The sequence below is a fragment of the Pseudocitrobacter corydidari genome (genome assembly GCF_021172065.1).
Lineage (GTDB): Bacteria > Pseudomonadota > Gammaproteobacteria > Enterobacterales > Enterobacteriaceae > Pseudocitrobacter > Pseudocitrobacter corydidari.
The window spans coordinates 2,207,929-2,222,037 of sequence record NZ_CP087880.1; the positions used below are offsets into that span (position 1 = coordinate 2,207,929).

Genomic DNA, 14,109 nt, shown 5'->3' on the forward strand with positions numbered 1-14,109 from the left:
CGCAGCGCCACCCGACATGAGGACGACACCATGTTTTATCGTTTATGGACATTAATCCGCAAAGAGCTGCAATCGCTGCTGCGCGAGCCGCAGACGCGTGCCATTTTGATTCTGCCGGTGCTGATTCAGGTGATTCTTTTCCCCTTTGCGGCGACGCTTGAGGTGACCAATGCCACCATCGCCATCTACAACGAAGATAACGGCAAGCACGCGGTGGAGCTGACACAACGTTTCGCCCGCGCCAAAGCGTTCACTCATGTTCTGCTGCTAAAAAGCCCGCAGGAGATCCAACCCACTATCGATACCCAAAAAGCACTGCTGCTGGTGCGCTTTCCGGCGGATTTTTCGCGTAATCTGGATACCTTCCAGCAGGCGCCCATGCAGTTAATTCTTGACGGGCGAAACTCTAACAGCGCGCAAATCGCGGCTAATTACCTGCAACAGATCGTCAAAGATTATCAGCAGGAGTTAACCGACGGCCAGGCCAAACCCAACAACAGCGAGCTGGTGGTGCGCAACTGGTATAACCCGAATCTGGACTACAAATGGTTTGTGGTGCCGTCGCTGATCGCCATGATCACCACCATCGGGGTGATGATCGTAACGTCGCTCTCCGTCGCCCGCGAGCGCGAACAGGGTACGCTGGATCAGCTACTGGTTTCACCGCTGGCGACCTGGCAGATATTCATCGGCAAAGCGGTTCCGGCGCTGATTGTCGCCACCTTCCAGGCCACTATCGTGCTGGGTATCGGCATCTGGGCGTATCAGATTCCCTTCGCCGGTTCGCTGGCGTTGTTCTACTTCACTATGATTATCTATGGATTATCGCTGGTAGGCTTTGGGCTGCTGATTTCCTCTCTGTGCGAAACCCAGCAGCAGGCGTTTATCGGCGTGTTCGTCTTTATGATGCCGGCGATTCTGCTGTCGGGTTACGTATCGCCCGTGGAGAACATGCCGGTTTGGTTGCAGAATCTGACGTGGATTAACCCGATTCGTCACTTTACGGATATCACCAAGCAAATTTATCTGAAGGACGCGAGCTTAACGATTGTGTGGGGAAGTTTGTGGCCGCTACTGGTGATAGCGGCCACGACAGGCTCAGTGGCGTACGCGATGTTTCGCCGGAAGATCGCCTGAGTTACGTTTTTTCTCTTTGACTAACAAAGAGACCAACGCTGGCCCGGCGAGGATCGCCAGCCCCGCAAGGGCCAGCAGGAAGTTATTGTGTAACACTCGCGACAGCAGCCATAAGGCGATAATTGCCGCGCCAAAATACCAGGTGGTGGTGAGTTCTTCGAGTACATCGCCCACATCACGCCAGCGCTGTTCACGGTGGCGCTGTAATGCCAGCATCAGAATCACCGTTACGCTGTAGAGCACACACAGGCCCAGGCCGACGCGGACTAATGCACCGCCCATCCAGCCCATAACCAGCACCGCCACAACCAGCAAATGCAACATAATCTGCCAGCAACTTAACCCTGTTGCGACACGAACGCGTTGTTGCCACTTCATGGCTTCTTCTCCTGAAGGATTTTATTTGCCTATTCAGAGTACGCCACTTTACGGAAAATTCCGTATCACCGCATCTTTTTGTGACGCCGACTACACTATTTAGTCAGGATAAAAAAAATAACGGGAGCCAAATGTCCGCAAACAGCACGCCTTTTTCGGTAAAAATACTGACAATTAACACCCATAAGGGCTTTACGGCATTTAACCGACGTTTTATTTTGCCGGAGCTTCGCGACGCCGTTCGCACCGTCGGCGCGGACATTGTTTGCCTGCAGGAAGTGCTGGGGGCGCATGAAGTGCATCCGTTGCACGTCGAAAACTGGCCAGATACCAGCCACTACGAATTTCTCGCTGACACCATGTGGAGCGATTACGCCTATGGGCGAAATGCGGTCTATCCGGAAGGGCATCATGGCAACGCGGTGCTCTCACGCTATCCTATCGAACATTTTGAAAATCACGATGTTTCCATCGGCGACAGCGAGAAGCGCGGGCTGCTCTATTGCCGAATCGCGCCCCCGCAGCTTGCTACGCCGATTCATGTGATTTGCGTGCATCTTGGCCTCGGTGAAAAACAGCGTCAGGCGCAAATTGTGATGCTGGCCGATTTTGTCAATGCGCTGCCGCAGGGCGAACCGGTGCTGGTGGCCGGTGATTTCAACGACTGGCGGCAGAAAGCTAACCATCCATTAAAAACACAGGCCGGGCTGGAAGAGATTTTTACCCGCGCCAGAGGCCGCCCGGCGCGCACTTTTCCGGTCAGTTTGCCGCTATTGCGACTGGATCGCATCTATGTGAAAAATGCTAATGCCAGTAAACCGACCAAACTTGCTTTACGTGGCTGGCGACACCTTTCAGACCATGCGCCCCTTAGCGCGGAGATCCATCTATGAAATGCGCCTGGCGAGAAGGCAACCAGATTACCCTGCTGGAGAATGGCGATCAGTACTACCCTGCGGTCTTTAAAGCCATCGATCAGGCACAGAGTAAAGTGATCCTTGAAACCTTTATCTGGTTTGAGGACGACGTGGGTAAACAGCTGCATGCGGTTCTGCTGCACGCCGCAAAACGTGGCGTGCAAATAGAGGCGCTGCTCGATGGCTACGGCTCACCCGATTTAAGCGATGAATTTGTTAACGAACTGACCGAGGCGGGCGTCATTTTCCGCTATTACGATCCCGGCCCGCGTGTTTTTGGTATGCGCACCAACCTCTTTCGTCGTATGCACCGCAAAATTGTGGTGGTGGATGCGCGCATCGCTTTTATTGGCGGCATTAACTACTCCGCGGAACATATGTCGAATTATGGCCCGGAAGCTAAACAAGATTACGCGGTACGTGTGGAAGGCCCGGTAGTCGATGACATCGTTCAGTTTGAACTGGAAAACCTGCCCGAAAATGCCCCGGTACGCCGCTGGTGGCGCAGGCATCATCGCGCAGAAAAGAACCGCATGCCCGGTGAAGCGCAGGCACTGCTGGTGTGGCGCGACAATGGCGAGCACCGTACCGATATCGAACGTCACTATCTGCGCATGCTGGCGACCGCCAAACGCGAAGTGATCATTGCCAATGCCTACTTCTTCCCTGGCTATCGCCTGCTGCACGCCATGCGTCGGGCGGCGCGACGCGGCGTGCGCGTCAAGCTGGTGGTTCAGGGCAACCCGGATATGGCGATTGTTAAAGTGGGCGCGGTGCTGCTTTATCGTTATCTGGTCAACAGTGGCGTGCACATCTACGAATACCAGCGCCGCCCGTTGCACGGCAAAGTGGCGTTGATGGACGATCACTGGGCGACGGTCGGCTCCAGCAATCTCGATCCGTTAAGTTTGTCGCTGAATCTTGAAGCCAATCTGATGATTCATGATCGTCAGTTTAATCAGACGCTGCGCGATAATCTGAATACCTTAATTACCCGTGATTCACAGCGCGTGGACGAAAGCATGGTGCCCAAACGCAGCTGGATAAACCTCGGCATTGGCGTGGTGGTGTTCCACTTCTTGCGCCATTTCCCGGCGATGGCCGGTTGGCTACCGGCGCACACACCTAAACTGGCGGAAGTCCCTCCTCCCGCACAGCCCACGATGGAAACGCAGGACCGCGTCGAGCCGGAAAACTCGGGAGCCCGTCAATGAAATGGATGAGTAAAAAACAGTGGAAGTGGACTAAACGCGCGCTCACCTGGCTGTTTCTGGTTGCCGTCGCGGTGCTGCTGGTGCTCTATGCGCGCAAAATTGACTGGCACGAAGTGTGGAACGTCATCCGCGACTACAATCGTCTGGCGCTGCTGGGCGCGGTAGGCCTGGTGATATTCAACTATCTGCTGTATGGCTGCTACGACCTGCTGGCGCGCGTCTGGTGCGGGCATAAGCTGGCAAAACGCCAGGTGATGTTAGTGTCGTTTATCTGCTATGCCTTTAACCTGACGCTCAGCACTTGGGTTGGTGGCATTGGCATGCGTTATCGCCTCTACTCGCGGCTTGGCCTGAAGCCCGGCACCATTACCCGCATCTTTTCCCTGAGTATCTCGACCAATTGGCTGGGTTATTTATTACTGGCGGGCGTGATGTTTACCGGTGGCGCAATTGACCTGCCGCCGCACTGGTATATCAACGACACCACCCTGCGACTACTTGGCGCGGCGCTATTGGCGACGGTGCTAATTTATCTGGGATTTTGCGCATTTGCCAAAAAGCGCCACTATTCTGTTAAAGGACAAACGCTGGTGCTACCCACCTGGAAGTTCGCCCTCGCCCAAATGGCGATCTCCAGCCTGAACTGGATGGCGATGGGCGCAACCATCTGGCTGCTGATGGGCCAGGCCGTTGATTATTTCTTCGTGCTCGGCGTGCTGCTGGTAAGCAGCGTGGTGGCGGTGATTGTGCATATTCCGGCGGGAATCGGCGTGCTGGAAGCGGTATTTGTCGCACTGCTGGCCAGTGAAGAAGTCTCTTCCGGGACGATAATTGCGGCGCTGCTGGTGTGGCGAGTGCTGTATTACTTTATCCCGCTGCTGCTGGCGCTGGTGTGTTATCTGGGGCTGGAGAGCCAGGCGAAAAGGATTCGGGAGAAGAATGAGGAGAAGGCTGGAGGGTGAGAGACCTTCAGCCGGTAGAAGGATGCGAAAATACATATTATTATTGCTGATGGGCACTCCGCTTTTTTAGCCATTCATACCTATGGGAAGTATTTCTTAATAATAGTTAACAGTCGATCTTCCTCGGATTTATCGATCAATCGACAGATCCGCTCCATAAAATCAACGAATGCGTTGCTCAAATCTTCCGGTTGCTTAAACCTACGTTGCGAGTAAATAAAATCCCAAACGGCGCATGCCCGTAAGAGATGGACATCATCTACTCTATGCCATCCATTATCTGCACAGATCCAGGCATCCAGATCATTCGCTATTTTATCGAATAAAAAGAGATCTCTTTTATTTTTTTGAAGTTCTCGCCATGCTGAATCAAAAGCTTCTTTAACAAATGAAGGTTCGAGCGTTTCCACAATAAAAAAGAGTAATATCTCCAGCATGCAATTGCGACACTGCGTGATTTTACTAGCAGCAGGATATCTTTCTATGGAATGCGCAATTTTATTCACTTTCGCTTCAATAAATGTAAAACCATTGTACTCAATATAATCATCTTTATTTATTCGCATTGCCATTCCTTTTATAATCCATCAGGTTTATCCTGGAGAATTTTCTTTTTATCCACACGATATCAGCAAGCCACTCTCTAACGTCAGAAGTTGATAAGGTGGCAATGGATCGCTGGATATATTATTCAACACGCCATTAATCCATTTCAAGAGCTTTTCATCATCTGATGGCGACATTGAAGCAAAAGCCATTAAATAATTAAAATCATTTTGTATGGATAACGTATCTATTATAAACTTAGAAAATAACTCTTCAGCTGAAAGTACGATTGCACATTGATATCCATCCGGATGTGTAAGACAGCGATAGTCTGCTGCAATGAGCGCATTCCAGCGTTCGCTGCCTATCCTTCCTGGCAAAAGGACATAGCACCATTGTTCTACGGGTAGTGGAATCCCGGGATGCCTTTCCTTTAGATTCGTCTGGATTAGTGATAATATTACCTTAACCTCTTTAATTTGGTGTTCGAAAGAGGCCCCTTCCTTAAATATTTCCATATTCATTATCTGTACTATGAATTATAAACAGCGGCAGCTTATCGATTGTTGTCATCGCAGGTCATTTAACAATGGTAAAATTTTCACCATCCCCACATCCCTATACCCGAACTTATCAACGCCTCAAGCAAGAAAATCACAACCTGACAGAAAAGGCTCAGCACACTTAAATACGTGATGACACTTCCCAACACCATACAGCGAGACATTGTAGAAAATTCGCCCGCGAACAAATTGCGCGAAAGTCCACTTAACACATCGAGTTTGTAACTTACCGCCATGGGCCAGACCAGCACGGCCAGAAAACTCATGATCCATACAGATAAATAGCTGTCCAGCACACTGTTGATCACGATGGCGATAAACACCCCACTGACCGCCATCAGCAATATCAGCCATCGGGAATCCGGATTCCATCCCAAAAGCAGGCCCAGGAATGCGTTAATCGTAAACATGGCGCCGACAATACCAAATACGGTGGTTATCGACTGAAAAGAAAAGAACATCGATAGCGCAGTGCCTACCATAATAATCAACGCCAGGCCAATCGTACTTGCAAGAAATGTACTGAATTTATCCTTTTTGAAATCTAGCCAGACGGAAATCAGAACGATAAGTACAAGATTGAACATAAACATCCCTGGCCGACTGTCAAGATTCGACACACCTGAGATAATCGCCAGCCACGCGACAGCAGGCGTCAACCCCATCATAACCGCAGTCAAAAACCAGATGCGAATCATCATACTTGATGGCGCAGCGCAAACCTGATTAAGTCGTATGGAAGAGAAAGTATTCACACCCAATTCTCCATAAAGATGATTTTCTTGTGAACGTAATCAGCGACAAAAGTGGCGATAGCGCGTTTGGCGGGCGTTATTTTTCAGTACAAAACTGTAATCATCCATTTCTGGGATCTCCCATTCATTCAACATTTCATTGTTTTCAACCTGGTTGGCAATCCGCTGCCGATAACAGGGTATGTCAAAGAACATATGCCAGCGCCCTTTGTAGATTTCGAGATAAACATCTGCTCGTCCAAATTCAACATGCGAGTCCGCATTTTGATTGTCGTAATAAATGCTCACTGCATATTCACCAAACCACTGAAACCACGTCCGCTGAATAAGTTTAGTGTGCGCAAATATTCCAAAGCAGACGATCAACACACAGAGGAAAAAAATAAGCATCTGAACAGGTAACCCTTTACTTGCTCGGCTGTTCTTTCCAGTAATGCCAGATAACATGGCTCTCTCCCTGCCCAATTTTCATATCGCCATTCTCAGTGCAGGCCAGGTGCCCCCACAACCTACGCGCGGTTGCGCGATCGGGTGCTGTCGCCAGAACTGGCGTGTCATCAGGGCGATATCTGCCCATTAATACTTTGGCATACAACACTCTTCCCACGATCTCGGCCTGCCCCGAGGATGAATCTCGAAGGAAAAGATAAAAGCCATAATGAGGGAAACTATATTGTTGGCCAATTTTTAGCGGCGGTTTTTTACACCATTTAACCGCGAGCAATTCTTTGGCTATCTCTATATTTGAATATTCACCCGCTATAAATATGCATGTATATATCACTGTAAAAAATACAAATAAATTAGCTAATAAACACAGACATCCCTTTTTTTTCATTATTTCATCTATGACATATCACAAAATAGCAGTTTGCATAGATACAAATAACCATGTTTCGTCAATCGTGCGTTTTATCAGTGAACAGAATCCGAAAAAAATCCCGGAACCAGTCCGGGATTTTTGAATGATTAGCCATTAACGGCGGTTGCCGAATATCCGCAGCAGCATCAGGAACAGGTTGATGAAATCGAGATACAGCGTTAACGCGCCGAGGATGGCGGTTTTGCGCAGGCTGGATGTATCACGCACATCGATTTGTTCGCCGATATTTTTTAATTTCTGCGTGTCGTAGGCGGTCAGGCCAACGAACACCACGACGCCGATATAGGTCACCGCCCACATCAGTGCGGTGCTTTTCAGCCAGAAGTTAACCAGCGATGCCAGAATGATACCAATCAGCGCCATAAACAGCATATTCCCCAGGCCGCTAAGGTCGCGTTTGGTGGTGTAGCCGTACAGGCTCATGATGCCGAACATCCCACCGCTCACCACAAAGGTACTAGCGATGGAGGAGTAGGTGTAGACAATGAAAATACTGGAAAGCGTCAACCCGGTAAGCGCCGAATAGAGCATAAACAGCGTGGTGGCGACACCTGCGCTCAGGCGTTGCACCATCCCTGAAAGCACAAAGACCAGCGCCAGTTGAGCAATAATCAGGCCAAAGAAAGTGATTTTGCTGGAGAAGACAAACATCATCACCGCTGGGGTATTCGCCGCATACCATGCGATAAACGCCGTCAGCAGCAATCCGCAGGTCATCCAGCCATACACTTGTGCCATATACGTTTGCAGTCCGGAACGGGACTGTACGATTGAATCAGAACGAGGGAATCGGTCCATGAGAATCTCCTGATGATATAAGGAATACCTCAAGGATATCGCAAATATTGCGGGTGTGCATCGACAGGGAGTAAACGGAGGCGTTAAGGCATCGTGCGGGTGAAACCGCCGGGTCTGGTTTTGTAGGCCTGATAAGCGCAGCGCCATCAGGCATTGTGCAGACGGAACCGCCGGGCCTGGTGTTGTAGGTCTGATAAGCGAAGCGCCATCAGGCATTGTGCAGACGAAACCGTCGGATTTGGTATTGTAGGCCTGATAAGCGCAGCGCCATCAGGCGCTATGCCAGCGCCCTGCCGCTTGCTTATCGCTGTCGCGGGCTTCTACCCAACGGTCGCCTTCTGGTGTGGCTTCACGTTTCCAGAACGGCGCACGCGTTTTCAGATAGTCCATGATGAACTCGGTGGCTTCAAAACCGCTGCTGCGGTGCGCGCTGGTGACGCCTACAAAGACAATTTCGTCTCCCGGCCACAGTTCGCCTATGCGGTGAATGACCGTGACGCGGCCCAGCGGCCAGCGGCCTCGCGCTTCTTCGACGATTTCCGCCAGCGCTTTTTCGGTCATGCCCGGATAGTGCTCCAGGGTCAGCGCTTTTACGCTGTCGCCAAGGTTGTGGTTTCGAACTTTGCCGGTAAACGTGACCACCGCACCATCTTCATCGCGCTCGGCAAGCCAGACATATTCGTCACCCACGTTAAACGTCTCGTGACCGACGCGAATGCGCGTTTCGCTCATCATCAACCTCCCGTTACCGGTGGGAAAAACGCCACTTCATCGCCATCGGCAACCGGCGTATCAAAACTGACCAGCGTCTGGTTGACCGCCGCCAGCAGTTTGCCCTCTTCCAGCGCCAGCGCCCAGCGCCCTTCCTGGGCCGCCAGATGCTGACGAATAGCCTCTACCGTGGCGAACTCTGCCGGAAGTTGTAACGCGTCCGTGCCCACCAGTTCGCGAACCTGCGCAAAAAACAGAACTTTAATCATCGCTATCCACCCTGAAATCGCCCGATTTGCCGCCGCTTTTCGCCAGCAGGCGCACCGGGCCAATGACCATATCTTTTTGCACCGCTTTGCACATATCGTAAATCGTCAGCGCCGCCACCGACGCCGCCGTTAACGCTTCCATCTCTACGCCGGTTTTCCCGGTCAGACGACACAGCGTTTCGATACGCACGCGGCTATGCTCAGGCTCGGCCTGCAGATTCACTTCCACTTTGCTGAGCATCAGCGGATGACAGAGCGGGATCAGGTCCCAGGTGCGCTTGGCGGCCTGAATTCCTGCGATACGGGCGGTAGCGAACACGTCGCCTTTGTGGTGGCTACCGTCGATAATCATCGATAAGGTTTCCGGCAGCATGGTGACGAACGCTTCCGCGCGAGCTTCGCGTACGGTTTCAGCCTTGGCGGAGACATCCACCATATGGGCTTCGCCCGCCGCGTTGATATGGGTCAGTTGCGACATCGTTTATTTCTTCAGATGAGGGTAGAAGTTACAAGGACGGGTGCGGGAGTCGAGCTGCGCCGCAATAATATTTTCCCACGCGGTACGACACGCTTTGGTCGAACCCGGCATAGCGAAAATCAGCGTCCGGTTAGCCATCCCGGCAATGGCGCGGGATTGCAGCGTGGCGGTGCCAATCTCTTCAAAAGAGAGCATACGGAAGACTTCGCCGAAACCTTCGATTTCACGGTCGAACAGCGGGAGCAGCGCTTCCGGTGCCTGGTCGCCATCGGTCAGGCCGGTGCCGCCGGTGATTAACACCACCTGCACGTCATCGCGTGCAATCCACTCGGAGACCTTTGCGCGAATGGCATAGCGATTCTCTTTCACAATCGCTTTATCGACCACCGTGTGGCCCGCCTCCTGCGCAGAATCACGCAGATAATGACCGGAGGTATCATCCTCTTCGCCACGGCGGCTGGAAATAGTAAGAATAGCGATACGGGTCGGGAAAAATTCAGTGCTCGCCTGACTCATTTAACACTCCTTGAAAACGAATTATCCACCAATATAGGACAGATTCTGGGTGATCCCAGTATTGCCCTGGTGCAGGAAGTGGGTCTGCTTCTTATGGGTTAACGCTTCTGCAATGCGTGCTTCGAGTTCCTGCTGCTGGGCATCTGCCGCTAACAGATCGCGAAGGTCTACGCCGCCGTCGCCGAAAAGGCATAAATGCAGTTTGCCCACGGAAGAGACGCGCAGACGGTTACAGGTGGCGCAAAAATCTTTTTCATACGGCATGATTAAGCCGATTTCCCCTTCATAGTCGGGGTGACAAAAGACCTGTGCCGGGCCGTCGCTGCGCTGTCGGATCTGATGTATCCAGCCGCGTTTGAGCAACTGGTCGCGCAGCACCATCCCGGAGATATGGTGTTTGCGGAACAAATCGCTGCCGTCGCCGGTTTCCATCAGTTCGATAAATCGGAGTTGAATGCGGCGCGGTTTGATCCACGCCAGAAAGGTGTCGAGCTGGTGATGGTTTACGTCGCGCATCAGCACGGTGTTAACCTTCACTTTTTCAAAGCCCGCGCTGAAGGCGGCGTCGATGCCGTCCATCACCTGGCGGAATTTGTCCTGACCGGTAATTGCATGAAACTGACGCGCATCAAGGCTGTCGACGCTGACGTTCAGCGCCGTAAGGCCCGCTTCACGCCAGGCGGCAACGTCGCGCGCCATGCGGTAACCATTGGTGGTCACGGCAATCTGTTTGATGGCCGCGTTTTCTCTTACTGCTGCGATGATGTCGACAAAGTCGCGACGCAGGCTCGGCTCGCCGCCGGTGAGACGCACTTTTTCGGTACCCAGTGCGGAAAAGGCACGGGTAACCCGTCGCACTTCATCCAGCGACAAAAAGCCATTGTTGGTGACTTCGCCCGGCTTGTAGCCGTTGGGTAGACAGTAGGTACAACGGAAGTTGCACACATCGGTTATCGACAGACGCAGATAAAAGAACCTGCGCGCGAACGCATCAGTAAGTTGTGAAGCCATAGACACCTTTCCAAATACGGGAGGCGAGGTCATTTCTTCCTTCGCCCTGGTGATGTTAAACATCACGGCCAAAGCGCCTTATCTTTCGACTTAGGCCCAGAGGCTAGAGTGTTTTTCAGCATTATTGCTGAAAGGGTTATGCCGATAGTAGCGCGAGATGGACGAGTTTGCCATTTTCCGCTCTCGCTATATAAATTTATATATAGCGACATGATCGTGCACTTTCCCTACAGAATACGCATAAATCACGCTTTTGCATTGATATACGTCATTTTGCCTGGGGTGCGGCATCGTCTTTTGGGAGTAGTTACGCTAATGTAAGCAGATGTACCAACATAAGGAAGTTGTATGCGCAATCGCACTCTGGCCGATCTCGATCGCGTCGTCGCCCTTGGGGGTGGACATGGATTGGGGCGAGTGATGTCCTCACTCTCCTCCCTCGGCTCCCGTTTAACCGGTATTGTCACCACCACCGATAATGGTGGCTCGACCGGTCGCATTCGCCGCTCTGAAGGCGGTATCGCCTGGGGCGACATGCGAAATTGCATCAACCAGTTGATCACCGAACCCAGCGTAGCGTCCGCTATGTTTGAGTACCGTTTTGGCGGGAATGGCGAACTTTCCGGTCATAACCTCGGAAATCTGATGTTAAAGGCACTGGACCACCTGAGCGTGCGGCCTTTAGAGGCAATCAATTTAATAAGAAATCTGTTGAAAGTTGAAGCCTCGTTAATTCCAATGTCGGAACAACCGGTCGATTTGATGGCTATCGACCAGGAAGGCCATGAAGTCTACGGGGAAGTGAATATCGATCAGTTGCCGCTACCGCCGCAGGAGCTGATGCTTTCGCCCTCGGTATCTGCAACACGCGAAGCGGTGCAGGCGATTGGCGAAGCGGATCTCATCCTGATTGGCCCCGGCAGTTTTTATACCAGCCTGCTGCCCGCATTATTGTTGAGCGACGTGGCGCAGGCGCTGCGCCGCACGCCTGCGCCTATGGTGTATATCGGCAATTTAGGTCGTGAACTCAGCCCGGCGGCGGCCAGCCTGACGCTTGCGAAAAAACTCGACATTCTGGAGCACTACGTCGGGAAACCGGTGATTGATGCGGTGGTCGTTGGCCCCAAAGTAGATACTGCTAATATTGGCAATCGTGTCGTCATTCAGGAGCCATTGGAAGCCAGCGATATTCGCTATCGCCACGACCGTCAGCTATTACGCGACGCGCTGGAAAAGGCGATTCAGGCATTAGGTTAGCTTTCCTTAAAATCTTAAGGTTGTCTTAAAAAACACCCGGCAACATAGCGAACATCATTTTTACAGGAAGATCGCTATGTTGCGCTTTTTACGCTATCGCCCGACCGTTAGCCGTTTAACTTATATTCTGCTTTTCGCGCTCTATATTGCGCTGGCGCTGAATGTCGCTTTTTATCGCCAGGCATGGTCCCTGTTACCGGTGAATACCTTCCATAATGGGTTGGTTTTCTTCACGATGCCGTTGGTCGCCTTTTCGGTGATGGTGATTTGTCTGGCGCTGGCCTCATTCCTGCGGCTGGAAAAAGTGCTGACGACGCTGTTTATTTTACTCAGCGCATCGGCACAATATTTTATTATGACCTTCGGCGTGATTATCGACCGGTCGATGATTACCAATATTCTCGATACCACTCCGGCGGAAAGTTATGCCCTGATGTCGGGCAAGATGATTCTTACACTGCTTTTTACCGCGGCGCTTTTCGTCGCCCTGGCGTGGTGGATAAAAATAAAGCCGGCAACACGGAAATGGCGTGAAGCGGGACTGCGAGCCGCTTCGGTGCTGGCTTCTGTTTTACTTATTGTGATTGTCGCGGCCTTCTTTTATAAAGACTACGCTTCACTGTTCCGCAACAATAAAGAGCTGGTGAAGTCGTTAAATCCTTCCAACAGCATCACCGCAATCAACTCCTGGTACGCCCATAATAAAATGGATAACCTGCCGCTGGTACGCATTGGCGAAGATGCAAAACAGAAAGAAGCGATGAAAAACGGGCCGCATAAAAACCTGACCATTCTTATTGTCGGCGAAACATCGCGCGGTGAAGATTTCTCGCTCGGGGGTTATTCGCGTGAAACTAATCCTCGGCTTGCGCAGGACAACGTGGTGTATTTCCCGAAAACAACCTCCTGCGGTACCGCTACCGCCGTTTCCGTTCCCTGTATGTTTTCAAATATGCCGCGCGCCCACTATGACGAGCAACTGGCGCATCATCAGGAAGGCCTGCTGGATATCGTGCAGCGTGCAGGTATTCAGGTGCAGTGGAATGAGAACGACGGCGGATGTAAAGGCGCATGCGACCGCGTACCGCATCAGAATATGAACGTGCTGAACCTGCCAGGTCAGTGCATTGATGGCGAATGTTACGATGAAGTGCTATTCCACGATCTGGATAACTATATTGATAAATTAAACGGTGATGGGCTGATTGTGTTACATACCATTGGCAGCCATGGCCCGACCTATTACAACCGTTATCCAAAGGAATTTCGTAAATTCACGCCAACCTGCGACACCAACGAAATTCAGTCATGCTCTCAGGAGCAACTGGTAAACACCTACGATAACACTGTGCTGTACGTTGATTATATCGTCGATAAAGCGATTAAATTACTGCAATCCAAACAGGATAAATTCACCACCAGCCTGGTTTATCTCTCAGACCACGGTGAGTCACTGGGTGAAAATGGTATTTACCTGCACGGTCTGCCCTATTCTATTGCGCCGGATACCCAAAAACATGTCCCGATGCTGCTGTGGCTGTCCGACGATTATCAGAAACGTTATGACGTGAACTATGACTGTCTGAAAAAAGCATCGACACAAAATGAATATTCTCAGGATAATCTCTTCTCTACGATGTTGGGTATACTGGGCGTAGAGACCACTGAATATCGCGCGGCTGATGACATACTCAAGACGTGCAGAGGATAACGA

The 14,109-nt window shown here is 51.4% G+C and carries 18 protein-coding genes and 1 riboswitch; of the genes, 6 read left to right on the top strand and 12 right to left on the bottom strand.

The window, feature by feature from the left end; translation table 11 throughout:
• Positions 1-30 precede the first annotated feature (30 nt).
• A complete protein-coding gene (locus tag G163CM_RS10245) occupies positions 31-1,137 on the top strand; it encodes an ABC transporter permease (protein ID WP_015965244.1) in 1,107 nt (368 codons plus the stop codon).
• On the opposite strand, the gene G163CM_RS10250 is transcribed toward G163CM_RS10245, so the two are convergent.
• Positions 1,099-1,515 (bottom strand): YbhQ family protein, encoded by a 417-nt coding sequence (locus G163CM_RS10250; protein ID WP_015965245.1) that lies wholly within the window; start codon positions 1,513-1,515, stop codon positions 1,099-1,101. The two genes, G163CM_RS10245 and G163CM_RS10250, sit on opposite strands and share 39 nt — an antisense overlap.
• A 131-nt stretch (positions 1,516-1,646) precedes the next feature.
• On the opposite strand from G163CM_RS10250, the gene G163CM_RS10255 reads away from it, so the two are divergent.
• The 3 genes from G163CM_RS10255 to G163CM_RS10265 are packed head-to-tail and all read left to right on the top strand — an operon-like array spanning position 1,647 to position 4,608.
• Positions 1,647-2,408 carry an endonuclease/exonuclease/phosphatase family protein gene (locus G163CM_RS10255; protein ID WP_231828078.1) on the top strand — a complete coding sequence of 254 codons (762 nt, stop codon included), beginning with the start codon at positions 1,647-1,649 and terminating at the stop codon, positions 2,406-2,408.
• A complete protein-coding gene (gene clsB, locus G163CM_RS10260; RefSeq protein WP_231828079.1) occupies positions 2,405-3,646 on the top strand; it encodes a cardiolipin synthase ClsB in 1,242 nt (413 codons plus the stop codon). Before G163CM_RS10255 ends, clsB begins: the two co-directional genes overlap by 4 nt.
• Positions 3,647-3,651: 5 nt before the next feature.
• Positions 3,652-4,608 carry a lysylphosphatidylglycerol synthase transmembrane domain-containing protein gene (locus tag G163CM_RS10265; RefSeq protein WP_231828359.1) on the top strand — a complete coding sequence of 319 codons (957 nt, stop codon included), beginning with the start codon at positions 3,652-3,654 and terminating at the stop codon, positions 4,606-4,608.
• 80 nt (positions 4,609-4,688) lie between these two features.
• Here G163CM_RS10265 and G163CM_RS10270 read toward each other — a convergent pair whose 3' ends face one another.
• The 11 genes from G163CM_RS10270 to moaA form a co-directional block, all read right to left on the bottom strand.
• A complete protein-coding gene (locus G163CM_RS10270) occupies positions 4,689-5,174 on the bottom strand; it encodes a hypothetical protein (RefSeq protein WP_231828080.1) in 486 nt (161 codons plus the stop codon).
• Between the two features lie 48 nt (positions 5,175-5,222).
• A complete protein-coding gene (locus G163CM_RS10275) occupies positions 5,223-5,672 on the bottom strand; it encodes a hypothetical protein (protein ID WP_231828081.1) in 450 nt (149 codons plus the stop codon).
• Positions 5,673-5,755: 83 nt separating this feature from the next.
• The gene (locus G163CM_RS10280) at positions 5,756-6,472 is read right to left on the bottom strand and encodes a Bax inhibitor 1 family protein (protein ID WP_231828082.1); all 717 of its coding nucleotides are present in this window, start codon (positions 6,470-6,472) and stop codon (positions 5,756-5,758) included.
• Positions 6,473-6,511: 39 nt separating this feature from the next.
• A complete protein-coding gene (locus G163CM_RS10285) occupies positions 6,512-6,919 on the bottom strand; it encodes a hypothetical protein (protein WP_231828083.1) in 408 nt (135 codons plus the stop codon).
• Entirely contained in the window at positions 6,879-7,310 is a 432-nt protein-coding gene (locus tag G163CM_RS10290) for a hypothetical protein (protein ID WP_231828085.1), read from the bottom strand. The genes G163CM_RS10285 and G163CM_RS10290 overlap by 41 nt, the downstream gene beginning before the upstream one ends.
• 138 nt (positions 7,311-7,448) lie before the next feature.
• The gene (locus G163CM_RS10295) at positions 7,449-8,153 is read right to left on the bottom strand and encodes a Bax inhibitor-1/YccA family protein (RefSeq protein WP_108473825.1); all 705 of its coding nucleotides are present in this window, start codon (positions 8,151-8,153) and stop codon (positions 7,449-7,451) included.
• Positions 8,154-8,423: 270 nt separating this feature from the next.
• On the bottom strand, positions 8,424-8,885 hold the full coding sequence (gene moaE / locus G163CM_RS10300) for a molybdopterin synthase catalytic subunit MoaE (protein WP_231828360.1): 462 nt from the start codon (positions 8,883-8,885) through the stop codon (positions 8,424-8,426).
• A gap of 2 nt (positions 8,886-8,887) precedes the next feature.
• A complete protein-coding gene (moaD, locus tag G163CM_RS10305; protein WP_015965254.1) occupies positions 8,888-9,133 on the bottom strand; it encodes a molybdopterin synthase sulfur carrier subunit in 246 nt (81 codons plus the stop codon).
• Entirely contained in the window at positions 9,126-9,611 is a 486-nt protein-coding gene (gene moaC / locus G163CM_RS10310) for a cyclic pyranopterin monophosphate synthase MoaC (RefSeq protein WP_231828086.1), read from the bottom strand. The genes moaD and moaC overlap by 8 nt, the downstream gene beginning before the upstream one ends.
• 3 nt (positions 9,612-9,614) lie before the next feature.
• Entirely contained in the window at positions 9,615-10,127 is a 513-nt protein-coding gene (moaB, locus tag G163CM_RS10315; RefSeq protein WP_015965256.1) for a molybdenum cofactor biosynthesis protein B, read from the bottom strand.
• 21 nt (positions 10,128-10,148) lie between these two features.
• The gene (gene moaA / locus G163CM_RS10320; RefSeq protein ID WP_015965257.1) at positions 10,149-11,138 is read right to left on the bottom strand and encodes a GTP 3',8-cyclase MoaA; all 990 of its coding nucleotides are present in this window, start codon (positions 11,136-11,138) and stop codon (positions 10,149-10,151) included.
• Positions 11,126-11,261: riboswitch (molybdenum cofactor riboswitch) on the bottom strand. (Overlaps the previous gene by 13 nt.)
• A gap of 225 nt (positions 11,262-11,486) precedes the next feature.
• On the opposite strand from moaA, the gene yvcK reads away from it, so the two are divergent.
• Entirely contained in the window at positions 11,487-12,395 is a 909-nt protein-coding gene (gene yvcK, locus G163CM_RS10325) for a uridine diphosphate-N-acetylglucosamine-binding protein YvcK (RefSeq protein WP_231828092.1), read from the top strand.
• A 76-nt stretch (positions 12,396-12,471) separates the two neighbouring features.
• Positions 12,472-14,106, top strand: a complete 1,635-nt coding sequence (gene eptA / locus G163CM_RS10330) for a phosphoethanolamine transferase EptA (protein WP_231828094.1) — start codon at positions 12,472-12,474, stop codon at positions 14,104-14,106.
• Positions 14,107-14,109 lie beyond the last annotated feature (3 nt).